This is a genomic window from Flavobacterium hibisci (assembly GCF_020026925.1).
GTDB classification, from domain to species: Bacteria; Bacteroidota; Bacteroidia; order Flavobacteriales; family Flavobacteriaceae; genus Flavobacterium; species Flavobacterium hibisci.
This window is the reverse complement of the sequence record NZ_JAIQDW010000018.1, coordinates 74488-99537: the sequence shown is the minus strand read 5'-3', so window position 1 is coordinate 99537 and position 25050 is coordinate 74488. Positions and strand designations below refer to the sequence as shown.

The window sequence follows — 25050 nt, the reverse complement described above, 5'->3', positions numbered from 1 at the left end:
CTTGCCTAAAAATCAGTCAAAAAAAGGAAAATCATCTTTAAAGCCGAATTCCGAAAACCGAATTAATTTTTTATAGCTATCTTAATTTTTTATAAACGAAAAGAAGCTGTCCTTTTGAGACAGCCTCGTAGTTTTTGTTAATCGGGAATTTAGCGGATAGCCCGGCCGTAGGAACACACAAAAGAATATTCTCTTTAATAAATTAAATAGAAATTTAACTGTAACTAGGTTATTGTTTTTCTAAGTTTTTAATTACAACTATTGGTTATATTCTATAATTTTTGTTTTAAGATAAAAAAGAAGTTAATACTTAATATTGCACATCTAAGATTTTCCGGAAGATTTTAAAAAGATGTTTATGCAAACTCTTATTTCTTATTATTATGTTCATAACAATTTTTAGCGACACAATTAAATTTAACTACAAATCTAAAAACTGGCAGTATAATTTTGATGAAATTAAAGAACTTGGACTGCTTAGAAAAAAGAAAAAATATTTTCTTGAAAACAGTGCTTTTATTGCCGTAACCGCGGTAGCATATTATTGTATGATTTTTACTGATATGATGGATTTATACTATATCATTCCCACAATTTTATGTTACGCTTTTATTATAATCGCAAGATTTGATTCTTCAGAATTTATATATTTTGTTTTTGTAAAAGATATTTATCAAAAAGAGACAAGAATTAAAATTGAAGCAAATGACCGTTTTCTGATAGGCAGGCAGATAGATCAATATCTGGATTTTCAGTTTGAAAGAAATATAAAAAGTACTGCTTAAATAAAGAATAAAGAAAATGTATGTATTTGGAATTTCTCACTATGATATAGTTATCATAATGGCAGCTTTAATGTATGGTTATTTTATCACTATCAGAAAAAAATAATGAAATACAGCGCTGTAATTTTCTGATAATAAAAAGTTTTAGAATATCCTAAATAAAGTATTAACGCAAATAACAATGCGAGTAAACTTTCGAAGACAAAATCATATTATAGAAAAGCTTTTTAAGCAGGACATAAGTTGAGCCTGGACGTTATAAACAAAAATTTGGGGAAATTTGATGTAACTCCAGGTAAAATGCGTCCTGTTTTTAGCCCAAAACTTATTTGGGCTAAAAGCTTTTTATAAAATCTTAAAACAAAACTTCCTTAGTGATAATATAAATTCCCATAACCAGTACAAACCAGCCAAAAAGAGGTTTCAACTTTGTACCATCTATTTTTTTAGAAAGCTGGCTTCCTATTAGCATTCCCAAAAGTGCCATTATCGAAATACCCAATAGAAAAGGATAATTGATTGGTGTTCCAATGTACAAATCGCCTCCAAAACCTATTACAGAATTGATTGTGATGATTAATAATGAAGTTCCTACGGCCTGTTTCATTGGTAATTTAGCGAAAAACAGTAAGGCCGGGATGATTAAGAATCCGCCTCCGGCACCCAGAAATCCAGTTACTATTCCAACTACAAAACCTATTATGCTTAATTGGATATAATTAGTTTTGGTTGCTTTTATTTCGGGCTCGTTTTTCCGAATCATGGAAATCGCCGCAGTGATCATCAAAATAGAGAAGACAACCATAATCAGGAAATCTTTTGAAACGGAAAAGGAAGCGACGGAGAATAAAGTAGCTGCAATCTGAGGGAAAATAACTTCGCGGATAATTAAAATGGATATCACAGAAGGAATCGCAAAATACAAAGCCGATTTGAATTTCAGGTTGCCCATTTTGTAATGGCTGTAACTTCCGGACATGGCGGTTATCCCTACAATAAATAAGGAGTATGAAGTGGCCTGTTCCGGATTTACCTTAAATAAATATACTAAAATTGGTACAGTAAGTATAGAACCGCCTCCACCGATTAAGCCAAGAGAGATTCCGATAATAACTGAAGCAAAATAACCAGCGTATTCCATTGCATTTGTTTTTATGCAAAGTTGCTTCGGAAATTAGGATTATACAGTAACATTTATCACAGAAGGTAATTTTTTGATACAGCATTTAAAAGCTGAATGTAAAAGAATATAATTAGTGCAAATTAGTAGAATTAGTCTTTAATAATTCGATCTGATTTCGGTTTAGTTTGACAAGGCCGCGTTGTTCCATTTTTTTGAGTAATCTCGAAACCACTTCCCTGGAGGTATTTAATTCGGATGCAATTTCCTGATGTGATAATTTGACTTCAGAGCAACCACAAGCATCGGAGTGGCGTTTTAAATAGAATTCAAGGCGTTCATCCATAGACCGGAAAGCGATATTATCTACGACTTCAAGAACTTCTTCAAAACGGCTTCGGTAGGTTTCGATAACAAATTCGTACCAGGATCTGTGTTCCATCATCCATTTGTCCATCATTTGCAGCGGAATCATCATAACCGTAACATCCTCAACGACTTTCGCCATAATCTGGCTTTTTTCGCTTTTTGCGGTACAGATCATCGAAATAGCACAGGCTTGTCCGGGCTGTAAATAATACATTAAAAACTCACCTCCGTCGTCGCCTTCGCGATAAATTTTGATTTTTCCTTTGATAATTAAAACCGTGTTTTTGATATATTGTCCGGTTCGCATCAGGATAGTGCCGGCTTTAAAATCCTGCAGATTTCCGCTTTCTTCAATTGTCGCAATAAGTTCATTGGAGAAATTAGGAAATAGGGTTTTTAATGAATTTTCCATTGAGGTAATAATTTTGCTAAATCAGATGATTTGTATTACTGAAACTCGCCATCAATCACAGATATTAGTTTTCTTAATTTTATCAAAAGTTAATAAAAAATAATTTTTTGTAAAGATAAGGGATTGAAATGGTATAAAATGTCAGAAAACTATTTTTAAGATAGGAATACTTAAAATGAAAATATCCTATTTTCTGGTGATATTAAAGTATGTTTTTTTGAAAATAGTGAGTAAATTTGTAAAACGCTGACAATTTTATGTTCTCTAAAACGTTTTCTCTGAATAATAATCGAAAAAGTATTTTGAACGTATTTTATGTAGTAAAAACTTTTAATTTTACAAAAAACACAATGCTATGAATTTATCACAAGAAGATTGGGTTGAACAATTAAAGTCTGATGAAAATGCAGTTATACTGGATGTAAGAACTGAAGACGAGTTTAATGACGGCTATATTGAAAACGCTGTAAACATTGACATTAATAAAGGCCAGGCTTTTATTTATGAAATAGAAGAATTAGATAAAAACAAAAATTATTACGTGTATTGCCGTTCAGGAGCAAGAAGTGCAAAAGCATGTCAGATTATGAATGAATTAGGTTTTGAGAATGCCTATAATCTGCTTGGCGGAATCCTGGATTGGGAAGGTGATACCGTAAATCCATAAAAGTGAAAGAGGCGGCAAAGCCTCTTTTTTCATTTAAAAATAAATAAATAACCAAACTAAAATTACCAGATTATGAGTTTTATACCCGAAGAATATCAGATTAAAGACCTTCTGAATCAGGATACTTATCTTGTTAATGGAGAATTGAAAAAATGGACAGGTCAGACAACACCTGTTTTTTCGACTATTTCTTCTACAGAAAAATATGCGCCGACATTATTGGGTTCTATTCCGTTCATGGCAGAAAAAGAAGCTGCTGAGGTAGTTGAAGCTGCGACTGCTGCTTATGATAAAGGACAAGGTTTATGGCCAACGATGAAAGTGATTGACCGTATCAAATGCATGGAGAATTTCGTTAGGCAAATGAAAGAAACACGCGAAGAAGTAGTGAAACTTTTGATGTGGGAAATCGGAAAAAACCTTAGCGATTCGCAAAAAGAATTTGACAGAACAGTAGAATATATTCAGGATACTATTGACAGCTACAAAGAATTAAACGGACGCAGTTCTAAATTCTCAAAAGTTCAGGGAGTAAACGCAATGATCCGCCGTGGACCTCTTGGGGTTGTATTATGTCTTGGGCCTTACAATTATCCTCTTAACGAAACGTTCTCGTTATTGATTCCTGCACTGATTATGGGAAATGCCGTAATTTTTAAACCGGCAAAATACGGTGTTTTATGTATTTCACCATTATTGGAAGCTTTTAGAAGCAGTTTTCCAAAAGGAGTTATCAATATCGTTTATGGTAGAGGTCGTGAAGTGGCTTCTCCAATTATGAAGTCAGGAAAAATTGATGTTTTGGCATTAATAGGAAACAGTAAATCAGCTATTGCTTTACAAGATCAGCATCCAAACAAAAACAGACTGCGTTTGATTTTAGGTCTGGAAGCTAAAAACCCTGCGATTATTTTACCGGATGCCGACTTAGATTTGGCAATTCAGGAATGTATCACAGGTTCATTGTCTTTTAATGGTCAGCGTTGTACAGCTTTAAAAATATTATATGTACATGAATCAATTGCTGAAGAATTCAACAGACGTTTTTCTGAAAAAGTGGATGCTTTGGTATTCGGAAATCCATGGGAAAAAGGAGCTTCTTTAACTCCGCTTCCGGAAGAAGATAAACCGGCTTATATTCAGGGATTAATTGATGATGCTACAAGTAAAGGTGCTAAAATCTTAAATGAAAAAGGAGGAAAACATTCTGAAAACTATATTTTCCCTGCTGTTTTGTATCCTGTAAATAAAGAAATGAGAGTATATCACGAAGAGCAATTTGGACCAGTTGTGCCAATTATTTCTTTCAAAGATATCAATGAACCTCTTGACGATATGGCCGAATCAAACTACGGACAACAGGTAAGTTTGTTTGGGAAAGATATTAAAACTTTAGCACCACTTATCGATGCTTTGGTTAACTTAGTGTGCAGGGTAAACCTGAACAGTTCTTGCCAGAGAGGTCCGGATGCATTTCCGTTCACAGGACGTAAGGATTCTGCAGTAGGAACTTTGAGTATTCCGGATGCATTGCGTTCGTTCTCAATTCGTACTTTTGTAGCTTCAAAAGATATAGCTTATAACAATGAAATCCTTCAGGAGTTATTAAACAGTAAAGAGTCTAATTTCATCAATACAGATTATATTTTATAATTTTTAAGGTTATATATTAATTTTCAAAACCGTCTTTTTCTTTTAGAATCAGACGGTTTTATCTTTTACTATACTTTGAGTTTATTTCTCTCATTCCATTCATAAAAAGTGTGTATTGTTTCGTAAAAGTGTGTAATAAATACACAGATAAAGAGAGTGATTTTTTTTAAATCGCTTACTATCAGTGATAAATTCAAATGGCACACGGCTTGCTTATTCATTTGTAGATAATTAATCAGGTAAAAACATAAATGCCATTTAGATAAAAAATACAATCCACAATGAAAAGCGAAACCATTACTTCAGAACAACTTTATGACACAGGTCTTAATGTAACAAATAATGAACAATACTCGATAAATAATAATCAAACAACAAGTGCTACCGGTATTGCAATACTTATAGCCACTTTTTTACTAATGATGACCGGAGGTTTTCTGGTTTATAAATTCCAATCCGACTTTGATCAGTTTCATATTGACAGAATAAATTCTACCTGGGGTTATCCATTTTTAATTCTGACTACAGCTTTGTTTCTTTTTAAAGCAGGTGTTTTTCTATACAAGTCCTTTCTTTATTTTAGATACAAACCCATAGAATCTGTTTCAGATGAATTATTGCCTACGGTTACCATAATTGTTCCGGCTTATAATGAAGGGAAACTGGTTTGGAATACCTTGTTAAGCTTAGCAGATAGCGATTATCCCGAGCAGAAAATGCAGATACTCGCAATTGACGATGGCAGTAAAGATGATACCTGGTATTGGATTCAGCAAGCCAAGATACAGCTTGGTGATCGTCTGTCTATTTATCAGCAGCCACAAAACAAAGGAAAACGTCACGCACTTTACAGAGGATTTAAATTAGGAACAGGAGATATTTTTGTGACTGTTGACAGCGATTCAATTGTAAAAAAAGATACATTGCGAAACTTAGTGAGTCCTTTTGTTCACAATGAAAAATGCGGGGCAGTTGCCGGAAATGTTCATGTTTTGAACAATAAAACAGCAATGCTTCCTAAAATGCTGAATGTGAGTTTTGTAATGAGTTTTGAATTTGTACGGTCTGTAGAAAGCGTATTGGGTTCCGTATTTTGTACTCCGGGAGCTTTGGCTGCATATCGCAATACTTCGGTATTTGCCTGTCTTGAAGAATGGATCAACCAGACTTTTATGGGAGAACCTTCAGATATTGGTGAGGATCGCGCGATGACCAATATGATTTTGAAACAGGGATATCAGGTTTTATTTCAAAGAAATTCAATTGTTCTTACGAATGTTCCGGAAGGGTACACGGGATTATATAAAATGTTCATTAGATGGGGCAGAAGCAATGTTCGTGAAAACCTGATGATGGCAAAGTATGTGTTCAAAAATTTCAGAACCGGATCTAAAGTAGGAACAAGACTTTTATACTTAGACCAAACTGCAAAAATTATAATGTCTTTACCATTTTTATTTTTCATGTTCTTTTTTATAGCAATCCATCCACTATTGTTTTTTAGCTCAACACTCGTAAGCATATTCGTTATTTCCAGTTTTTCAGCTTTCTTTTATGCTAAAAAATATAGTTTTTCAGAAGCAATGTGGGCGTATTCATATAGTGTTTTTTACAGCTTCAGCCTGTTTTGGATCACTCCGTATGCCATTATCACTGCGCATAAAAAAGGATGGCTGACACGTGGTTTGTCTGAAAAGAAAGTAGAAGAATATATTACTTTAGAACAATATAGCCCGATAGCTAAATAAAAAAAAAGCGTATTTTAGAACCGTCTTTTTCCTTATGGATTAAGACGGTTTTTATTTTTTATATGATGATAATAAAATCAATCAAATCTTCTGATACCTGGCAAATCAGGCATGAAGTAATGTGGCCGGATCAGCCTTTAGAATTTGTTCAGCTGGATGAAGATGAATCCGGGCTACATTTTGGTGTTTTTACAGAAGAAAAACTAGTTTCAATTGTATCTTGTTTTATTTCAGAAAATGAGATGCAGTTTAGAAAACTAGCTACTTTGCATGAGTTTCAAGGTCGTGGAATAGCTTCTGAACTTTTAAAATATATTTTCGAACTGGCCAGAAAAAAAGAGTTAAGAAGAATCTGGTGCAATGCCAGATCCAATAAAAAATCTTTTTATGAGAAATTGGGAATGAAAGATACATTCCAAATGTTTAGCAAAGCAGGTCAGGAATTTACAATAATGGAATTTTATCTTTGATTTTTGAAATGTGAAAAAAATCCTAATTGAGCGTGATTTATAGAAAACTTCAATTAATTGTATTAATTTAACCACAGACAAATTAATACTTAGGTTGCTATGGAGAATTCAAAAATTAAGGCTTTTATACCACTTTTATACCTTGTTTGGTCAGACGATCTTTTAACGCAAAAAGAGTTTGCGACTTTACAGGAATTTATTACTTCTCTAACGATTCTTTCGCCGGAAGAGCAGCAGTTTCTGCTTTCGAAAGTGGATATTTCGAATCCGCCTTCGCGAAATGAACTCAAACAATGGAAATCGGATATTGAGAAAAGTATTAAAGATAAATCGACCATAAAATCGATTTTTGATATCGCTGTAGCGCTTTCTGAAAAGAATTTGGATATTTCAGTATTGGAACAGAATTTTACAAAATTAGAAAATGACTTGGGTGTTTTGGGTGAAGAATTAATTCAGAACTTCAAAACCCAGGGAGACTCTTTGACTGCGACTACTAAAACCAACGATAATTTTGAAATCCAAAAGCTGACTGAAATTTTAGATGGGGATCAGGCCAGTATTATCAAAAAAGTAAAAGAAGTGATTTCAAGACCAGAATTTGCTTATGAAACTTCTACTGATATTAATGTTTATCGCCAGACGGTTTACAATTGGTGTAAAATTTTAGCCGATGAAAATCTCGGTAATATGGCCTATCCAAAACGACATGGAGGAGGTGAAAACATAGCGGATTATTTTGCGATTATGGAAACACTGAGTTATCATGATTTGAGTCTGGTGATTAAATTTGGTGTACAATTTGGACTGTGGGGAATGAGCGTTCAGTCGTTGGGAACCGAAAAACATTATGCTAAATATCTTAAAGATATTGGTGAATTAAAACTTCCTGGTTGTTTTGCCATGACCGAAACGCATCATGGTTCAAATGTAAAAGGCCTTGAAACAACAGCAACTTACAATCATAATGATCAGACTTTTACAATCCATACGCCACACGAAAAAGCCCAGAAAGAATATATTGGAAACGCTGCCGTTCACGGACAAATGGCAACCGTTTTTGCCAAACTTGTTATTGACGGTCATGATTATGGTGTAAATGCTTTTGTAGTACCGCTGCGTGATACAAACGGAAATGTTTTAAACGGAATTACAATTGGTGATTGCGGACATAAAATGGGCCTTAACGGAGTGGATAACGGAACCATTCGTTTTAATAATGTCGTGATTCCGAAAGAAAATATGCTGGATCGTTTTGCATCTGTAAATGACAAAGGAGAATTCGAAAGCCCGATTCCGAGTGATAACAGACGTTTTTTTACGATGTTAGGCACTTTGGTCGGAGGTAGAATCGGAATCCCGAGATCGGCTTTAGCGGCAGCGAAATCAGGACTTACGATTGCCATTCGCTACAGCGATCAAAGACGACAATTCGGCCCGGAAGGAGGTTCTGAAGTTCCGATTTTAAATTACAGGATGCATCAGCGAAGATTGATTCCGCATTTAGCGAAAACCTATGCCGTACATTTTGGATTGCAATATTTAACGAATCGTTTTCTAAACAAAACAGAAGACGAAATGCAGGAAATTGAAGCTTTGGCAGCCGGAATGAAATCGTATTCTACCTGGAGTACAAGGGATATTTTGCAGGAATGCCGAGAAGCCTGTGGAGGGAAAGGATATCTGTCAGAAAATAGAATTGATGCACTGAAAAATGATACGGAAATTTATACCACTTTTGAAGGCGATAATACGGTTTTGATGCAATTAGTAGCCAAAAATCGTTTAGCAGAATTCAGAAAAGCATTTGGAGAAATGGGTTCTTTAGGAATCATTAATTATGTTTTTGAAAATGCCAAAACCGCTTTCTCAGAGAAAAACCCAATCGTAACCAGAAGAACCGATGATGAACATTTGCTGGATTCAGAATTTCATCTGCAGGCTTTTATCCACAGGGAAAAAACAATTCTGGCATCTGCGGCAAGACGTATTAAAAAATTAGTAGATGGCGGTTTAGAAGCTTATGATGCTTTTAATGTCGTACAGCACCAGATGATTGAAGTGGGCGAAGCTTATCTGGAACGATTAGTACTCGAGCAATTTCAAATAGCAGTTTCTAAAGTAGAAGATGAAAAAACAAAAGCAATATTGGTAAAATTAAATCAATTATTTGCGCTTTCGCAGATTGAAAAAAATAAAGCCTGGTATTTAGAAGACGGATATATGGAAGCTGTGAAAACCAAAGCCGTTCGTAAAATGGTCAATCAGCTTTGCTGGGATATCAGACCGGATGCAGTTTCTTTGGTCAATGCTTTTGATATTCCGGAAAGCTGCCTTGCAGCACCGATTGCTGTATATTCATAAAACTTATTTTTTATCGTTTGAAAAATTATTGTCTGTTTTTTATCATTCTTGTAGTTCGCTTTTCTGGTCACGCATCAAATAGTACAGATGCTATTCTGGAAAAGCTAAATGATGCTGTGAAAAATAAACAGCATTACGTCCGCCTGAAAGAAGAACGGATTTCAAATTTCAAAAAAATAAAATCAAAGGACCTTTCTAAAGAGCAAGAGTATAATTACAATCAGGCATTATATAAAGAGTATCAGAAATTCAATTCGGATTCGGCTATTTTTTATGTAAAGAAAAATCTCAAAATCGCAGATGAGCTTCATAAAATAGAGCTGCTGAATCTGGCGGAACTGCAACTGGCAAACCTGTATTCATCAACAGGAAACTACAGGGAATCAGAAGCGATTTTAAAAAGCATCAACAAAAAAGAATTAGTAAAATCACTACAGCCTAATTATTATATTACCTATCGAGAATTTTATGAACATTACAGTGCAAATAGCCGCAGTAGTGAGTTTTTTGAGCAGATTGGTAAATATCGTGATTCGCTGCTGGGCGTTTTAAATCCAAATTCTTTAGATTATAAGATTAATAAAATTCAGAAGAAAATTTACCATAGGGAATTTGATGCTGCACAAAAAGAATTACTAAGATTATTGAAAGGAATGAAGGATGATCATCCTCAATATCCCATGATCACATATCTTTTAGGTAATATTTCACAAAATGTACGTCAAATAGAATTAGTCAAAAAGTATTATGCGCTTTCTGCGGCTTCAGATATTAAACAAGCCATAAAAGATAATGCTTCACAACAGGAACTGGCTATGGTTTTTTACGAGTTGGGAGATGTTGACATGGCTTACAAACTCACGCAATCGGCTATTGAAGATGCATTGTATTGCAATGTACAATTCCGAACACTTCTGATGTCACAGCTTTATTCCATTATCAATACAGCTTATTTAGAACGTGAAGCCCAGCGAAAAACAGAACTTCAGGTTTATCTTTTGTGTATTAGTCTGTTATCATTGTTTTTAATTGTTGCCATAATTTACGTTTACAAGCAGATGAAAAAAGTATCCAGAATTCGTGGAGAGCTGTATGTAACCAGCCAAAAATTAGCCGAATTAAACAAAGACATTACTGAAACCAATAATCAGCTTCAGGAACGTAATGCCCAATTATCAGAATCAAATCATATTAAGGAGGAATACATTGCAAATTTCTTTAGTCTGTGTTCAGCCTATATCAATAAGCTTGAAAATTATCGTGTTATTTTAAACAAAAAGGCAACAGCAAAACAGTTTGATGAAATTTACAAAATGTTGAAATCAACTACTTTGGTTGATAATGAACTGGAAGAATTATACAAAAATTTTGATAGTATCTTTTTAAGTCTGTATCCTACTTTCGTAAAAGACTTCAATGCTTTGCTTATTCCCGAAGAACAAATTATAGTAAAACAAGGAGAACTGCTCAATACAGAACTCCGAATTTTTGCCCTGATCAGACTCGGAATAACGGATAGCGTAAAAATTGCTGCCTTTCTTCGCTACTCTTTAAGCACTATTTATAATTATCGTACCAGAGCCAGAAATAAAGCCATCGTTTCCCGGAATGATTTTGAGGAAATGGTGATGAAAATTGGACAGATTTCTCAAAAAGGCTAATTATTTTTTTTAGAATCACTACTTTTTTTACGACTTATTCTTGTTTAAAACATTGATTTTCATTTTTTTATACTTTTAACCCACTACTTTTTTTTATTCAGGATTTATACGAACACGATATCGTTTTAGTTTTACCATTAATTATTTAGAAGGCATTTTACATGCTATTCTAATAGTTTGATTAATGATTAATAAATTAAAAGGTATGTTTAAGAACGTTAAAGTAATAGCTGTTTTGTTATTGCTGAATTCATTTGGAAGTAATGCACAAAATAAAATTCCAATTTATCTTGATGATAAAAAGCCACTTAATGAGCGTGTAGAAGATGCGCTTTCGCGAATGACAACTGATGAAAAAATTGCCATGATTCATGCGCAGTCTAAATTTAGTTCACCGGGTGTGCCGCGTTTAGGAATTCCTGAAAACTGGATGACCGATGGGCCACACGGAATTCGTACTGAAGTAAAATGGGATGAGTGGGATCAGGCAGGCTGGACCAATGATTCCTGTATCGCTTTTCCGGCACTTACGGCCTTATCTGCCACATGGAATAGAGAATTAGCCTCATTATATGGTAAATCATTGGGAGAAGAAGCCCGTTATCGTAATAAAAATGTACTCTTAGGGCCTGGTGTAAATATCTACAGAACGCCATTAAACGGACGCAACTTCGAATATATGGGAGAAGATCCTTTCCTGACATCCAAAATGGTGGTTCCTTATATTAAAGGAGTTCAGTCAATTGGAGTTGCAGCTTGTGTCAAACATTTTGCCCTGAACAATCAGGAAACCAATCGTAATTCGGTTAACGTAATTGTTGATGATCGTGCCTTGTACGAAATTTATTTGCCTGCATTTAAAGCAGCTGTTCAGGAAGGTGATGCGTGGGCCATTATGGGGTCTTACAATAAATATAAAGGGCAGCAATGTTGTCATAACGAATTTTTGCTGAATGACATTCTTCGTGGTGAATGGGGTTTCAAAGGAGTTGTTGTTTCAGATTGGGGAGGAGTCAATGATACAAAACAAGCGATTCATAATGGTTTGGATATGGAATTTGGTTCCTGGACAAACGGACTTTCTTGGGGAACCAGTAATGCGTATGACAACTATTATCTGGCAAAACCTTATTCGGAAATGATTAAAAAAGGTGAAGTTGGAACTAAAGAATTAGACGAAAAAGTGCGTCGTATTCTGCGTTTGTCTTTCCTTACGAATATGAATAAAAATCGTCCTTTTGGCTCATTTGGAACAGAAGAACATGCAAAGGCAGGTTTGAAAATTGCAGAAGAAGGAATTGTGTTACTTCAGAATAACAACAATATTTTGCCAATCAATCTTTCTAAAACGAAAAAAATCGCTGTCATTGGTGAAAACGCCATCAAAATGATGACAGTTGGAGGAGGAAGCTCATCCTTAAAAGCAAGATATGAAATCACTCCGCTTGAAGGTTTGAAAAAAAGAATCGGTAATCAGGCTGAGATTGTATACGCCCGTGGATATGTTGGAGATCCAACCAGTAATTATAATGGTGTAATAGCAAAAGTGAGTTTAGAAGACAAACGTTCACCTGCTGAATTGACTGCGGAAGCTTTGAAGGTAGCCAAAGATGCTGATATAGTTCTTTTCATAGGTGGATTAAACAAAAGCGACCATCAGGATGCTGAAGGAGCAGACCGTAAAGATTTAGGTCTTCCATATAATCAGGATAAATTAATTTCTGAATTGGTTAAAGTAAATAAAAATATAGTTTTTGTAAACATCTCCGGAAATGCAGTGGCAATGCCATGGGTAAAAGAAGTTCCGGGAATTGTGCAGGGATGTTTCTTAGGTACAGAAGCCGGAAATGCCTTGGCAAATGTTTTAGTAGGTGATGTAAATCCGTCAGGTAAATTGACGTTTACTTTTCCGGTAAAATTGTCTGATAATGGAGCACATGCTTTAGGAGAATTTCCGGGTGGTGATGAGGTTAAATATAACGAAAGCATTTTTGTAGGCTATCGTTGGGCAGACAAACAAAAAGCAAAACCACTATTTTCTTTTGGTCACGGATTAAGCTACACCACTTTTGAGTATGGTAAAATAACGGCTGATAAAAAACAAATTTCTGCTAATGATCAGATTACATTTTCTGTAAAAGTTAAAAACACAGGAAGCAGGGAAGGATCAGAAATTGTTCAGCTTTATATCAGCGATTTAAAATCTTCATTGCCTCGTCCAATAAAAGAACTAAAAGGTTTTGAGAAAATTTCGCTTAAAGCGGGAGAAGAGAAAACTGTAACTTTTACAATGGATAAAACGGCTTTAAGCTTTTTTGACGATAAGAAACATGAATGGGTTGCAGAACCGGGAGCTTTTGAAGCCATCATTGGTGCATCTTCTACGGATATAAAATCTAAAGTGAATTTTTCGCTTCAATAAATTTCATTAATTTTCTAAATTGGTTGGTTGTAAAGCTGTAATTGTAAAAAGTTGCAGCTTTGCTTTGAAAAAATAGTATAATGTCAAATGTCAAACGTAAAATGTTTAACTTTTATAAAAAAATAATCATGAAACAAATAGTTTTGTTTGTAACAGTATTCTTTTTAATACAAAACCTTTCGGCGCAAAGCCTGAACAAAATGCAATGGTTTAATGAACCTGAAAAATGGGAAATTAAAAACAATGCCTTAATCATGAATGTTACGGCTGGTAGTGATTATTGGCGTATTTCGCATTACGGTTTTACGGTTGATGATGCACCTTTTTATTATGCAACTTATGGTGGTGAATTTGAAGCCAAAGTAAAATTAACCGGAAATTATATTGCACGTTTTGATCAGATGGGCCTGATGATAAGGATAGACGAAAAAAAATACATTAAAACCGGAGTGGAATTTGTTGACGGAAAATTCAATATAAGCACCGTTGTGACACACAACAAAAGCGACTGGAGCGTAACCACTTTAGACAAAGCCCCGCCATTTGTCTGGATAAAAGTGGTGAGAAGATTAGATGCAGTTGAAATATTCTTTTCTTATGATGATAAAAACTATATCCTGACACGCAATGCACCTTTGCAGGACAATACGCCGGTAATGGTAGGTTTGATGGCAGCTTCACCTGACGGAAAAGGTTTTGAAGCTAAATTTGAAAACTTCAAAGTAACCCATTTACCGGATCAGCGCAGGTTAGAATGGCTGAAGAATCATCAGGATTAGTTATCAATTAATAATTAACTATTAACAACTAATTACTAACCATTTTATGACCGAAATTAAACCCAAAAAGCATTATGAAATTTTAGACGGTTTACGTGGGGTAGCTGCGATTTTAGTAGTTGCTTTTCATGTTTTTGAAACCTTTGCCGGAGGAAACCGCTTTAAGCAAATTATCAATCACGGTTACCTGGCCGTCGATTTCTTTTTTCTTTTATCAGGATTTGTTGTTGCCTATGCGTATGATGACCGCTGGGGGAAAATGACACAATGGGAATTTTACAAACGTCGTTTGATTCGTCTCCAGCCCATGGTTATTATGGGAATGATTATTGGGGCCATATTTTACTATTTTCAGGCTTCTGATAAATTGTTTCCGATGATTGCCGGAATGGAAGCCTGGAAGGTAATTTTGACCATGATTGTAGGTTTTACATTGCTCCCGGTTCCGCCATCAATGGAAATCAGAGGCTGGGGTGAAATGCATCCGCTTGACGGACCTGCATGGTCGCTTTTTTTCGAATATATCGCAAATATCCTGTATGCTTTGTTCTTTCGTAAATTCTCAAATAAAGTACTCGTTTTTTTTGTTTTGATATTTGCAGGTTTACTGATTAATTATACTGTTTTTGGACCAAAAGGAGATGTTATTGGAGGATGGTCACTGAATCTGGAGCAAATGAATATCGGATTTACACGTTTACTGTATCCTTTCTTTGCCGGAATTTTACTTTCCCGATTAGGAAAATTAATTCATATAAAAGGCGCTTTCTGGGTATGCAGCTTATTGATAGCAATTGTGCTGATAGTGCCAAGAATTGGGGATGAAAATAGTTTGTGGATGAACGGTTTGTATGAATCGTTTTGTATTATTCTCGTATTTCCTTTGATAGTATCAATTGGTGCAGGAGGAGAAATAAAAAATCCGTTCTCACTTAAAATCTGCAAATGGCTTGGGGATATTTCCTATCCAATTTATATCACACATTATCCGCTGATTTATTGGTTTACGGCCTGGGTTGTAGATAATAATGTCTCTTTAAAAGATGGGTATGTGGTTGGAACAGGGGTTTTAGTTGCCAGTATTGTACTCGCTTATTTGTGTTTGAAATTGTACGATGAACCGGTTCGTAATTGGTTGCAGAATAAATTTCAAAAAAGGAAAATAACTTTATCTGAAAAGTAATTTTATATTTGACAAAAGATTTTTTTCAATGTAAAATGGAAGAATTAGACGAAATACATAAAATGCCAATTTATCAAAAGGCAGAGCAAATTTTTAAATTAACCGAAGGATTGATTCATGTAGTTCCTGCTGATAATGATTTTCTGCAGGAAACTACAGTCCGTTTTATGTTAGAAAATGCATTTACAATTCCTGTGAAAATTGCCGGAGCAGAAGGAGGTGATTTATATGATTTAAGAATGGAAAATGCAGCAATTATTCGCAAAGCCGCACGAGAACTGTCTGTTCAGGCTGGAAGTCTGCGTTATGAAGAGGGTATTACTGATACAGATTATATTGATTTATTGCGAAGTACAATTGATGAATTTCGGTTGTTATTTATTGATTGGGTGGCAGGATTTGATCAGTGGAATTATATTAAAGACAGTTGGGGATTATTTAATCCACCCGGAGTGAATGCACATGATAAAGATCCTGACGATGATATTCCTTTTGATCCAAAAGATTTTTTTGATAATAATAGTGACGACGATTTATAAAAGAAAAGAGATGAAACATTTTAAGGTTCCATCTCTTTTTTAATTATGATTTATACGTAGAGACTCACAGCAGCGCTGTAACTTATTTACAAATAGTATTATTCTAAAACCAATTCCGTTAAAGCTTCTTTACTGAAACCTTTCAATTGATCCGTTTTTCCTGCTTTAATTTTAGCAACCCAATTTGGGTCAGATAATAATGGCCTTCCAACGGCAGCCAAATCAAAATCGCCTCTGTCGAAACGTCTGTTTAGTTCTTCCAAAGAAGTAGGTTCAGAACTTTCTCCCGCAAAAGCACCAAAGAAATCGCTTGATAATCCGATTGAACCTACTGTTATGGTTGGTGCTCCGGTTACTTTTTTTGCCCATCCTGCAAAATTCAAATCTGAATCTTCAAATTCAGGTTCCCAGAATCTTCTTTGCGAACAATGTAAAATATCTACTCCGGCATCAACAAGTGGAGTAAGCCAGGCCTCTAATTCCTGAGGGTTTTTAGCCAGTTTATAATTATAGTCAGAAGGTTTAAATTGAGAGAATCGCATAATCACAGCAAAATCGTTGCCAACTTGTTTTCTGATTTCTTTGATAACTTCAATTGCAAAACGGTTACGCTCCGGCAACGTTTTTCCGCCATAAATATCGGTACGTAAATTGGTTTCTGCTCTAAAAAACTGATCAATTAAGTAACCGTGTGCACCGTGAATTTCGATAGTGTCAAAACCTAACTTTTTGGCATCGGCAGCAGCTTTTCCGAAAGCTAAGATGGTATTTTCAATATCTTTTTCAGACATGGCAATACCATTTCTGAAATCAGGACGATTGAATCCTGACGGTCCTTCAAAAGGAACAGGAGGAACCCATCCGGAGTGATGATTGTCCATGATTCCCATATGCCAGATTTGAGGTCCCATCTGACCTCCGGCAGCATGAACTTCATCGATGACTTTTTTCCATCCTTTTAAAGCCTCATCTCCATAAAAGTGCGGTACGTTTGCATCGTTTGACGATGAAGGTCTGTCAATAACAGTTCCTTCAGATAATATAAGTCCAACTTCGCCTTCAGCTCTTTTTTGATAGTATGAAGCAACTTGTTCGGTTGGAGTTCCGTTTGGAGAAAAGGATCGCGTCATTGGCGCCATCACAATTCTGTTTTTAAGATGTAGTGTTTTCAGGTCGAAAGGAGAAAACAGACTGTTTGTACTCATAATAATTTACAAATTAGATTGAATTAATTTACTGAGTGCTTCAAAGGCACTTTCGTTGCGTTTGTAGTATGTCCACTGTCCAACTCGCGTAGATTCGATAAAACCTGCGCGTTGTAAAATCGACAAATATTCTGAAACGGTAGATTGAGTAAGGCCTGTCTTGGCTTGTATCTGACCAACACAAACGCCATGTTCAAATCCTGCAGTAATCTGATCCGGGAAGTTGAGTTCGGGTTCTTTTAGCCATTCCAGCATTTGTAATCTGGATTTATTAGACAATGCTTTAAAAATTTCTACTTGTTCCATAATGCAAATATATCGACTTTTCCCGATATGTAAATTAATTAAAAATAATTTTAGATAAATTTTATGATAGCTATGTGTTCTTAAAGGATATAGTGATTTGCTTTAAGCCACTCTTTACAGTCATTGATCCAATAAAGACTTGTATCTTGTACTCCCAAACCAAAACCGTGGCCGCCTTTTTCGTAAATATGTAATTCGGCTGAAATGTTGTTCTTTTTTAAAGCCAGATAATAATTGATACTGTTTTCAGGTAAAACAGCGCTATCATCTGAAGCATGAACTAAAAATGTTGGAGGTGTTTTTGAGGTGACTTTTTTTTCATTAGAAAAATCATCAATAAGAATTTGGGAAGGCTCTTTTCCCAGCAAATTTGTTTGCGAGCCTTTGTGGGTTATATGGTTATCCATTGAGATTACTGGGTAAACTAATATTGAAAAGTCTGGTCGGGCACTCATGTTAAATTTCGATTCATATACTTTATTATCAAAATGTGTTGCCAGTGTCGATGCTAAATGACCACCTGCTGAAAAACCTATCGTACCAATTTTATTCGGATCAATATTCCATTTTGTGGCATTAGACCGAACAAAACGAATGGCCTCCTGGGCGTCCTGCAAAGATCCGATAGATTTGTTTTTCATGATTAGATCGCTGGGTAAGCGATATTTTACAACAAAAGCAACAATACCTAAGCTATTTAACCATTCTGCTACATTCGTTCCTTCTTTTTCCATTGACAAATGTGCATATCCTCCACCCGGAAAAATAAGGACTGCAGTTTGATTAGGTTTTGTTTCTTTCGGAATAAAAACACTCAATGTTGGGGTTGTCACTAAACTTGTACGTTGAATTTTGCCTTCTTTTACAACTTCTTTTTCTTTATAGTCAGGAGGAATTATTTCATCTGGAATAGATTTCCACAATGGCAAAATTTCATTTTGAGCATGTAAATTCAACATCATTCCAAATGTTAAATAACATAGTAAAAGTATTTTTTCTGAATTATTTTTTTTTGACGTTTTCAAATTTTTAAGATTACATTTTTTAATAAAAAACATGTATTGTTGGCAAAATTTATTTGATTTCATATCAATGTTTTAATTACTTGTTCGGAGCGATTGATTTAACAAATGTATTGTTTAATGTTTAATTTTTAATCTGTTTTTTTACCATATATATTTAATTAATAGTAGGAAATAATTTTTTAAGTAATTTATTTGCAATATAAGTATTTAAACCTATATTTGTGCAATCGATTACATTTTTTGGTTTTATTTGTAAATTAATTATATCTTAAAAACGTATGGTTAATATAAAAATATTACGTTTGTTTGTAATTGTAAAAAATACATTTTTAATTAATTAAACGGTTTTAAATAAGCCAAACAAACATAATTACTATGAGTCAAAAAAACCAATCTATTGGAAATTATCGCTGGAGTATATGTGCATTGTTGTTTTTTGCAACAACCATTAATTATTTAGACAGACAAGTTCTTTCGTTAACGTGGAGCGATTTTATTGCTCCTGAATTTCACTGGACTAATAATGATTATGGAAACATTACAGCTTTATTTTCTATCTTTTATGCAGTTTCTTTACTATTTGCAGGAAGATTTGTGGATTGGCTGGATACAAAAAAGGGATTTTTGTGGGCAATCGGAATATGGTCTTTAGGTGCTTGTTTGCATGCATTTTGTGGTATTGCGACTTCAGGGATTATAACAGGGGACTGGTTTGTTGGTTTTGAAGGTGCTAAAGATGTTATTCATACAGTTAATGATACAGCATTGGTAATTAATGTGAGTGTTACTCTGTTTATTTTTGCCCGTTTTGTCTTAGCTGTTGGAGAGGCAGGAAATTTCCCGGCTGCTATTAAAACTACAGCAGAATATTTTCCTAAAAAAGACAGGGCATTTTCAACAAGTATTTTTAACGCTGGAGCAACAGTAGGAGCTTTAGCCGCGCCAATAACAATTCCTTTCATTGCTAAGGCTTTTGGTTGGGAAATGGCGTTTATTATTATTGGAGCTTTAGGTTTTGTATGGATGGGATTCTGGGTTTTTATGTATGATAAACCTGAAAAACACCCAAAAGTTAGTGCAGCTGAATTAGCTTATATTCAGCAAGATGAAATAGCGGATAGTAAAATAGTGGGTTACGTACCTGAAACCAAAACAAAAGTTTCCCTTGTAGATTGTTTTAAATACAAACAAACCTGGGCATTTGCTTTTGGGAAATTTATGACAGATGGTGTTTGGTGGTTCTTTTTGTTCTGGACTCCTGCTTACTTGAGTTCTGTCTATGGAATGGACTCTACTGAAGCTGCCTTACCCCTATTTGTTTTGTATATGATTACACTTTTGTCAATTATAGGTGGATGGCTTCCGACTTATTTTGTTGAAAAAAAAGGTATGAATCCGTATGAAGGAAGAATGAGAGCTATGTTGATTTTTGCTTTTTTTCCATTGTTAGCTTTAGTAGCACAGCCATTAGGCTATATTAGTTACTGGTTGCCGGTAATTATCATAGGTATTGCCGGGGCAGCTCACCAGTCATGGTCGGCTAATATTTTCACAACAGTTGGTGATATGTTTCCTAAAAAAGCAATTGCAACTATTACAGGTATTGGAGGTTTAGCTGGTGGAATTGGTTCAACTTTAATTAACAAAGGTTCTGGATTATTGTTCGATTATAGTAAAGATACAAATATGTCTTTTATGGGCTTTCAGGGAATTGAGGCTGGATATTTTATCATTTTTTCAATTTGTGCAGTATGTTACTTAACAGGCTGGATTGTGATGAAAACTTTGGTTCCTAAATATGCGCCAATTACGGATCTTTAAAAAGATTTTATACTAACTAATTTAACCAACCAAACCAAACCAAACTGAATTATGAACCAAACCAATGCCGCGATAGGAAAGTATCGCTGGACTATCTGTAGCTTAGTTTTCTTTGCTACTACCGTAAATTATTTAGATCGAAATGTAATCAGTTATCTAAGGCCTTTTCTTGCAGAAGCCTTTCACTGGACCCCAGAGCAGGAAGTAATTGATTACTCTAATATAGAATTGGCTTTTAAAATAGCCTATGCACTTGGAATGCTGATTGCAGGAGGGATTATTGATAAATTAGGCACAAAATTAGGTTATGCAATCGCGACCGGTTTATGGAGTTTGGCAGCTGTTGGGCATGCATTTGCTACCGGGACAGGAGGTTTTTTAATAGCACGTGTGTTTTTAGGTGTGACGGAGGCGGGTAATTTTCCTGCAGCGATAAAAGCCACAGCAGAGTGGTTTCCACAAAAAGAGCGTGCTTTGGCAACAGGGATTTTTAATTCAGGAAGTAATATTGGTGCCATAATTGTTCCTTTATCTGTTCCTTTTATAGCAGAAAATTATGGCTGGCAATGGGCATTTATAGCTACAGGTGTTATAGGATTTATATGGCTGGCATTATGGTTCGTTTTATATGAAGTGCCTCAAAAACAAAAGCGTTTATCTCAGGCAGAATTAGAATATATTACTGCTGATAAAACTGATTTAGTTGAAGAAAAAGATACAGAGAAAGTTTCGTGGTTGAAATTGTTGGGTTTTCGTCAAACATGGGCTTTTGCAATTGGAAAATTGTTGACAGATCCCGTTTGGTGGTTTTATTTGTTCTGGTTGCCAGATTTCCTGATGAAGCAGTATAAACTTTCAGCTACAGAAATTATCTGGCCTTGCGCTTTAGTATATGTGATAGGAAGTGTTGGAAGTATTTTTGGAGGCTGGCTTCCATTAAAATTAATTGAGAAAAACTGGCCGGCATATAAAGCAAGAAAAACAAGTATGCTGCTTTACGCGTTTGCTGTTTTACCCGTATTGTTCTCTCAATACTTAGGAACAATAAATATGTGGTGGGCAATTTTAGTAATAGGTTTGGCGGTTTCTGCACATCAGGCGTGGAGTGCAAATATATTTACCACAGTATCTGATATGTTTCCTAAAAAAGCAACTGCTTCTGTAACAGGTATAGGAGGGATGTTTGGAGCACTTGGAGGAATTTTATTGACAGTTTTGGTTCAAAAAAACATGTTTGTTTATTATACTAAAATTGGAAAAATTGAAACCGGATATTTTATAATGTTCTGTATTTGTGGGGCAGCATATCTTTCAGCATGGTTAATTATGCATATCTTAGTTCCGAAAATGAAAAAAGTAGAAGTGTGATAATTACACAAATAAATTTTCATTTGTATTATGATATTTAAATATAAAAATATAATTTTGTGCAATCGATTACATTAAAAATAAAAATATGACAAAATATAGTTCCAGATACGCATCAAGCCCAGAAGCTGTAAAAAAATATGATACCCAGCAATTGAGAAATGAGTTTCTGATTGATGATTTGATGCAGGAAGATGAAGTAGTATTGGTTTATTCTCATTATGACAGATATATAACCGGTTCAGCAGTTCCGGTAAAAGGAGATTTAGTTTTAGAAACTATTGATCCGCTTAAAGCACCTTATTTCCTGGAGAGAAGAGAGTTGGGGATCATTAATGTAGGAGGAAGTGGCTCTGTTGTTGTGGAAGGAACATCTTATGAGTTAGGTTTTAAAGATGCATTGTATATTGGAAGTGGAAACAAAGAAGTAATCTTCAAAAGTGATGATAGCAGCAATCCAGCAAAATTTTATTTAAATTCTGCACCAGCACATACGACTTACCCAACTAAAAAAGTAAGTTTAGATGAAGCTAATAAATTGCAATTGGGAACAATGGAAACGGCTAATCACCGTACCGTTAATCAAATGATTATTGGAAGCGTGGTTACAACTTGCCAATTGCAAATGGGAATGACAGAATTAAAACCGGGAAGTGTCTGGAATACCATGCCTGCACACGTTCACGATCGTCGTATGGAAGTTTATTTCTATCTTGATATTCCGGAAAATCAGGCCGTATGCCATTTTATGGGACAGCCGCAGGAGACAAGACATATCTGGATGAACAATCATCAGGCAGTTATTTCTCCGCCTTGGTCTATCCACTCCGGTTCCGGAACAAGTAATTATACTTTTATCTGGGGAATGGCTGGAGAGAATTTAGATTATGGAGATATGGATGTTTGTAAAATCACTGATTTAAGATAAAATGACAAATTTATTTGATATAAAAGGAAAAGTTGCCCTTATCACAGGAAGTACTCACGGATTGGGAATGGCAATGGCAAAAGGATTAGGTCAGGCGGGTGCAACGATTGTTGTAAACGGAAATTCTTCTCAGGAAAAAATTGATAATGCTGTAGCAGAATTAAAAAGTGAAGGAATTAATGCTGTTGGTTACAAATTTAATGTAACAGAAGAAAAAGAAGTTAGTGCCGCTGTAGCCAAAATTGAAAGCGAAGTTGGACCAATTGATATCTTAATCAATAATGCAGGAATCATTAAAAGAATCCCTTTACTGGAAATGGAAGTTGCTGATTTCAGAGAGGTTGTTGATATTGATTTAGTTAGTCCGTTTATCGTTTCTAAGCATGTTGCTAAAGGAATGATCGAAAGAAGACAAGGGAAAATCATTAATATTTGCTCAATGATGAGTGAATTGGGTAGAAATACGGTTTCTGCCTACGCTGCCGCAAAAGGAGGTTTGAAAATGCTGACCAAAAATATGGCAACAGAATGGGCAAAATATAATGTTCAGATTAACGGAATCGGACCTGGTTATTTTGCAACTGAGCAAACTAAGCCAATCCGAGTTGACGGACATCCTTTTAACGATTTTATCATTAGCAGAACTCCTGCTGCAAAATGGGGAGATCCAAGTGATTTAGCTGGAGCTGCAATATTCTTGTCATCAAAAGCCAGTGATTTTGTTAACGGTCACATTTTATATGTTGATGGTGGAATCCTTGCTACAATTGGAAAACCATCAAACGAAGAATAATTTTTCTATTATATTAAAAAATCATGAGTTCTAATAAAACATTCATAAACGATAATTTTTTACTTGAAAATAAATACGCTGAGGAGTTATACCATAACTATTCGAAAAATCAGCCTATTATTGATTATCACAATCACTTAAATCCACAGTTTATTGCAGAGGATAAAATTTTTGACAATATCACAAATGTGTGGATAAACGGAGATCACTACAAATGGCGTGCAATGCGTACATTAGGAATTAACGAGCAGTTTATTACAGGTAATGGTTCTGATAAAGATAAATTCTTAAACTGGGCAAAAACAGTTCCGTATACAATGCGTAATCCTTTGTATCATTGGACTCACTTAGAATTAGCACGTTATTTTGATATTTACGATTTGCTGAATGAAAAATCTGCTGAAAGAATATATGAGGAAGCTTCGGCAAAAGTAAACTCGGCAGAATACAGTACACGCAATTTGCTTAAAAAAGTAAATGCTGAACTAGTTTGTACTACAGAAGATCCTATTGATACTTTAGAGTTTCACCAAAAATTAAACAGTAATCCTTTTGAAACTAAAATGAGCACGGCTTTTAGGCCTGATAAAGCTATTTTGATTTCAAATGACGGTTACAATGCTTATCTGGACACATTGGGGGATGTGTCCGGAGTAGCAATCAGTACTTACGCTGATTTACTTTCAGCATTAAGAAAAAGAATTGATTTCTTTAATGCAAACGGATGTAAGTTAAGTGATCATGGTTTAGATCAGATTTATTTCGAAAACTTTACTGAATCTGAAGTAAATGCAATCTTCAAAAAGAAAAGAGAAAATCAAACGATTACTCCTGAAGAAGCATTGAAATTCCAGAGTGCAGTATTATTGTTTTTATCTGAAACATACCATGAATTGGGATGGGTTCAGCAATTTCACTTAGGAGCTTTACGTAACAATAATGCGCGTATGCACAGAATTTTAGGACCTGACACAGGATGGGATTCTATCGGGGATTATCCTCAGGCTCAAAAATTATCTGCTTTTTTAAATGCTTTAGATAGTAAAGATAAATTAACAAAAACAATTATTTATAACCTAAATCCTGCTGATAACGAGGTAATGGCTACCATGATTGGTAACTTTAATGACGGAAGTGTGAGAGGAAAAGTGCAGTTTGGTTCAGGATGGTGGTTTTTGGATCAGAAAGACGGAATGACAAAACAATTAAATGCCCTTTCAAACATGGGATTAATTAGCTGTTTTGTTGGAATGCTGACCGACTCCAGAAGTTTCTTGTCTTTCCCAAGACACGAATATTTCAGACGTATTCTTTGTAATCTTCTTGGAGATGAAATTCAGAGAGGAGAACTTCCTGCTGATATGGAATGGATCGGGAAAATGGTTTCTGATATTTCGTATAATAATGCAAAAGAATATTTTAAATTTTAATT

Annotated in this window: 21 protein-coding genes; 16 read left to right on the top strand and 5 right to left on the bottom strand. The window is 34.9% G+C overall.

The genetic code is table 11. From position 1 onward, the window contains the following. Nucleotides 1–383 precede the first annotated feature (383 nt). Nucleotides 384–785 (top strand): hypothetical protein, encoded by a 402-nt coding sequence (locus K8B81_RS16700; RefSeq protein ID WP_223682693.1) that lies wholly within the window; start codon nt 384–386, stop codon nt 783–785. Nucleotides 786–1140: 355 nt separating this feature from the next. On the opposite strand, the gene K8B81_RS16695 is transcribed toward K8B81_RS16700, so the two are convergent. Together K8B81_RS16695 and K8B81_RS16690 are read right to left on the bottom strand one after the other, a co-directional pair. Continuing rightward, a complete protein-coding gene (locus tag K8B81_RS16695; RefSeq protein ID WP_223682692.1) occupies nt 1141–1926 on the bottom strand; it encodes a sulfite exporter TauE/SafE family protein in 786 nt (261 codons plus the stop codon). Between the two features lie 112 nt (nt 1927–2038). Next, nucleotides 2039–2686, bottom strand: coding sequence for a Crp/Fnr family transcriptional regulator (locus tag K8B81_RS16690; protein ID WP_223682691.1), 648 nt, complete (start codon nt 2684–2686; stop codon nt 2039–2041). Between the two features lie 355 nt (nt 2687–3041). Here K8B81_RS16690 and K8B81_RS16685 point away from each other — a divergent pair, with 355 nt between their 5' ends. From K8B81_RS16685 to K8B81_RS16640, 10 genes are all read left to right on the top strand, one after another. Further along, nucleotides 3042–3353 (top strand): rhodanese-like domain-containing protein, encoded by a 312-nt coding sequence (locus K8B81_RS16685; RefSeq protein ID WP_078226243.1) that lies wholly within the window; start codon nt 3042–3044, stop codon nt 3351–3353. 72 nt (nt 3354–3425) lie between these two features. Then, nucleotides 3426–5006 (top strand): NADP-dependent glyceraldehyde-3-phosphate dehydrogenase, encoded by a 1581-nt coding sequence (locus K8B81_RS16680; protein ID WP_223682690.1) that lies wholly within the window; start codon nt 3426–3428, stop codon nt 5004–5006. 281 nt (nt 5007–5287) lie between these two features. Further along, entirely contained in the window at nt 5288–6754 is a 1467-nt protein-coding gene (locus tag K8B81_RS16675; protein WP_223682689.1) for a glycosyltransferase, read from the top strand. Nucleotides 6755–6819: 65 nt separating this feature from the next. Then, nucleotides 6820–7224 carry a GNAT family N-acetyltransferase gene (locus K8B81_RS16670; protein WP_223682688.1) on the top strand — a complete coding sequence of 135 codons (405 nt, stop codon included), beginning with the start codon at nt 6820–6822 and terminating at the stop codon, nt 7222–7224. Nucleotides 7225–7323: 99 nt separating this feature from the next. Further along, complete coding sequence (locus K8B81_RS16665) at nt 7324–9588, top strand: acyl-CoA dehydrogenase family protein (RefSeq protein ID WP_223682687.1); 2265 nt, start codon at nt 7324–7326, stop codon at nt 9586–9588. A gap of 17 nt (nt 9589–9605) precedes the next feature. Continuing rightward, complete coding sequence (locus K8B81_RS16660) at nt 9606–11249, top strand: DUF6377 domain-containing protein (RefSeq protein WP_223682686.1); 1644 nt, start codon at nt 9606–9608, stop codon at nt 11247–11249. 205 nt (nt 11250–11454) lie between these two features. Continuing rightward, complete coding sequence (locus tag K8B81_RS16655) at nt 11455–13671, top strand: glycoside hydrolase family 3 C-terminal domain-containing protein (RefSeq protein WP_223682685.1); 2217 nt, start codon at nt 11455–11457, stop codon at nt 13669–13671. Between the two features lie 128 nt (nt 13672–13799). Beyond that, nucleotides 13800–14450, top strand: coding sequence for a DUF1349 domain-containing protein (locus tag K8B81_RS16650; protein ID WP_223682684.1), 651 nt, complete (start codon nt 13800–13802; stop codon nt 14448–14450). 46 nt (nt 14451–14496) lie between these two features. After that, entirely contained in the window at nt 14497–15633 is a 1137-nt protein-coding gene (locus K8B81_RS16645; RefSeq protein ID WP_223682683.1) for an acyltransferase family protein, read from the top strand. Between the two features lie 35 nt (nt 15634–15668). Next, nucleotides 15669–16172 carry a hypothetical protein gene (locus K8B81_RS16640; RefSeq protein ID WP_025571657.1) on the top strand — a complete coding sequence of 168 codons (504 nt, stop codon included), beginning with the start codon at nt 15669–15671 and terminating at the stop codon, nt 16170–16172. A gap of 98 nt (nt 16173–16270) precedes the next feature. Here K8B81_RS16640 and K8B81_RS16635 read toward each other — a convergent pair whose 3' ends face one another. The 3 genes from K8B81_RS16635 to K8B81_RS16625 form a co-directional block, all read right to left on the bottom strand. Continuing rightward, nucleotides 16271–17377, bottom strand: coding sequence for an NADH:flavin oxidoreductase (locus K8B81_RS16635; protein ID WP_025571659.1), 1107 nt, complete (start codon nt 17375–17377; stop codon nt 16271–16273). Nucleotides 17378–17383: 6 nt separating this feature from the next. After that, nucleotides 17384–17683, bottom strand: a complete 300-nt coding sequence (locus tag K8B81_RS16630) for an ArsR/SmtB family transcription factor (RefSeq protein WP_025571660.1) — start codon at nt 17681–17683, stop codon at nt 17384–17386. 80 nt (nt 17684–17763) lie between these two features. Continuing rightward, the gene (locus K8B81_RS16625; RefSeq protein WP_223682682.1) at nt 17764–18645 is read right to left on the bottom strand and encodes an alpha/beta hydrolase; all 882 of its coding nucleotides are present in this window, start codon (nt 18643–18645) and stop codon (nt 17764–17766) included. A 438-nt stretch (nt 18646–19083) separates the two neighbouring features. Here K8B81_RS16625 and K8B81_RS16620 point away from each other — a divergent pair, with 438 nt between their 5' ends. The 5 genes from K8B81_RS16620 (at nt 19084) to uxaC (ending at nt 25048) form a co-directional block, all read left to right on the top strand. After that, nucleotides 19084–20529 carry an MFS transporter gene (locus K8B81_RS16620; RefSeq protein ID WP_223682681.1) on the top strand — a complete coding sequence of 482 codons (1446 nt, stop codon included), beginning with the start codon at nt 19084–19086 and terminating at the stop codon, nt 20527–20529. 51 nt (nt 20530–20580) lie between these two features. Next, nucleotides 20581–21897 (top strand): MFS transporter, encoded by a 1317-nt coding sequence (locus K8B81_RS16615; RefSeq protein ID WP_025571666.1) that lies wholly within the window; start codon nt 20581–20583, stop codon nt 21895–21897. Nucleotides 21898–21985: 88 nt separating this feature from the next. Next, a complete protein-coding gene (gene kduI / locus K8B81_RS16610; RefSeq protein WP_223682680.1) occupies nt 21986–22825 on the top strand; it encodes a 5-dehydro-4-deoxy-D-glucuronate isomerase in 840 nt (279 codons plus the stop codon). A 1-nt stretch (nt 22826) separates the two neighbouring features. After that, on the top strand, nt 22827–23618 hold the full coding sequence (locus tag K8B81_RS16605; protein ID WP_025571668.1) for a gluconate 5-dehydrogenase: 792 nt from the start codon (nt 22827–22829) through the stop codon (nt 23616–23618). A 23-nt stretch (nt 23619–23641) separates the two neighbouring features. Next, nucleotides 23642–25048, top strand: coding sequence for a glucuronate isomerase (gene uxaC, locus K8B81_RS16600; protein WP_223682679.1), 1407 nt, complete (start codon nt 23642–23644; stop codon nt 25046–25048). The last annotated feature ends 2 nt before the right edge of the window (nt 25049–25050 follow it).

What these genes read in the sequence shown, in the direction of transcription:
- K8B81_RS16605 (WP_025571668.1), top strand. Translation starts at nt 22,827, where the DNA reads ATGACAAATTTATTTGATATAAAAGGAAAAGTTGCCCTTATCACAGGA.
- K8B81_RS16680 (WP_223682690.1), top strand. Translation starts at nt 3,426, where the DNA reads ATGAGTTTTATACCCGAAGAATATCAGATTAAAGACCTTCTGAATCAG.
- K8B81_RS16700 (WP_223682693.1), top strand. Translation starts at nt 384, where the DNA reads ATGTTCATAACAATTTTTAGCGACACAATTAAATTTAACTACAAATCT.
- K8B81_RS16655 (WP_223682685.1), top strand. Translation starts at nt 11,455, where the DNA reads ATGTTTAAGAACGTTAAAGTAATAGCTGTTTTGTTATTGCTGAATTCA.
- K8B81_RS16650 (WP_223682684.1), top strand. Translation starts at nt 13,800, where the DNA reads ATGAAACAAATAGTTTTGTTTGTAACAGTATTCTTTTTAATACAAAAC.
- K8B81_RS16625 (WP_223682682.1), bottom strand. Translation starts at nt 18,645, where the DNA reads ATGATGTTGAATTTACATGCTCAAAATGAAATTTTGCCATTGTGGAAA.
- kduI (WP_223682680.1), top strand. Translation starts at nt 21,986, where the DNA reads ATGACAAAATATAGTTCCAGATACGCATCAAGCCCAGAAGCTGTAAAA.
- K8B81_RS16695 (WP_223682692.1), bottom strand. Translation starts at nt 1,926, where the DNA reads ATGGAATACGCTGGTTATTTTGCTTCAGTTATTATCGGAATCTCTCTT.
- K8B81_RS16615 (WP_025571666.1), top strand. Translation starts at nt 20,581, where the DNA reads ATGAACCAAACCAATGCCGCGATAGGAAAGTATCGCTGGACTATCTGT.
- K8B81_RS16645 (WP_223682683.1), top strand. Translation starts at nt 14,497, where the DNA reads ATGACCGAAATTAAACCCAAAAAGCATTATGAAATTTTAGACGGTTTA.
- K8B81_RS16620 (WP_223682681.1), top strand. Translation starts at nt 19,084, where the DNA reads ATGAGTCAAAAAAACCAATCTATTGGAAATTATCGCTGGAGTATATGT.
- uxaC (WP_223682679.1), top strand. Translation starts at nt 23,642, where the DNA reads ATGAGTTCTAATAAAACATTCATAAACGATAATTTTTTACTTGAAAAT.
- K8B81_RS16635 (WP_025571659.1), bottom strand. Translation starts at nt 17,377, where the DNA reads ATGAGTACAAACAGTCTGTTTTCTCCTTTCGACCTGAAAACACTACAT.
- K8B81_RS16670 (WP_223682688.1), top strand. Translation starts at nt 6,820, where the DNA reads ATGATAATAAAATCAATCAAATCTTCTGATACCTGGCAAATCAGGCAT.
- K8B81_RS16665 (WP_223682687.1), top strand. Translation starts at nt 7,324, where the DNA reads ATGGAGAATTCAAAAATTAAGGCTTTTATACCACTTTTATACCTTGTT.
- K8B81_RS16685 (WP_078226243.1), top strand. Translation starts at nt 3,042, where the DNA reads ATGAATTTATCACAAGAAGATTGGGTTGAACAATTAAAGTCTGATGAA.
- K8B81_RS16675 (WP_223682689.1), top strand. Translation starts at nt 5,288, where the DNA reads ATGAAAAGCGAAACCATTACTTCAGAACAACTTTATGACACAGGTCTT.
- K8B81_RS16640 (WP_025571657.1), top strand. Translation starts at nt 15,669, where the DNA reads ATGGAAGAATTAGACGAAATACATAAAATGCCAATTTATCAAAAGGCA.
- K8B81_RS16690 (WP_223682691.1), bottom strand. Translation starts at nt 2,686, where the DNA reads ATGGAAAATTCATTAAAAACCCTATTTCCTAATTTCTCCAATGAACTT.
- K8B81_RS16630 (WP_025571660.1), bottom strand. Translation starts at nt 17,683, where the DNA reads ATGGAACAAGTAGAAATTTTTAAAGCATTGTCTAATAAATCCAGATTA.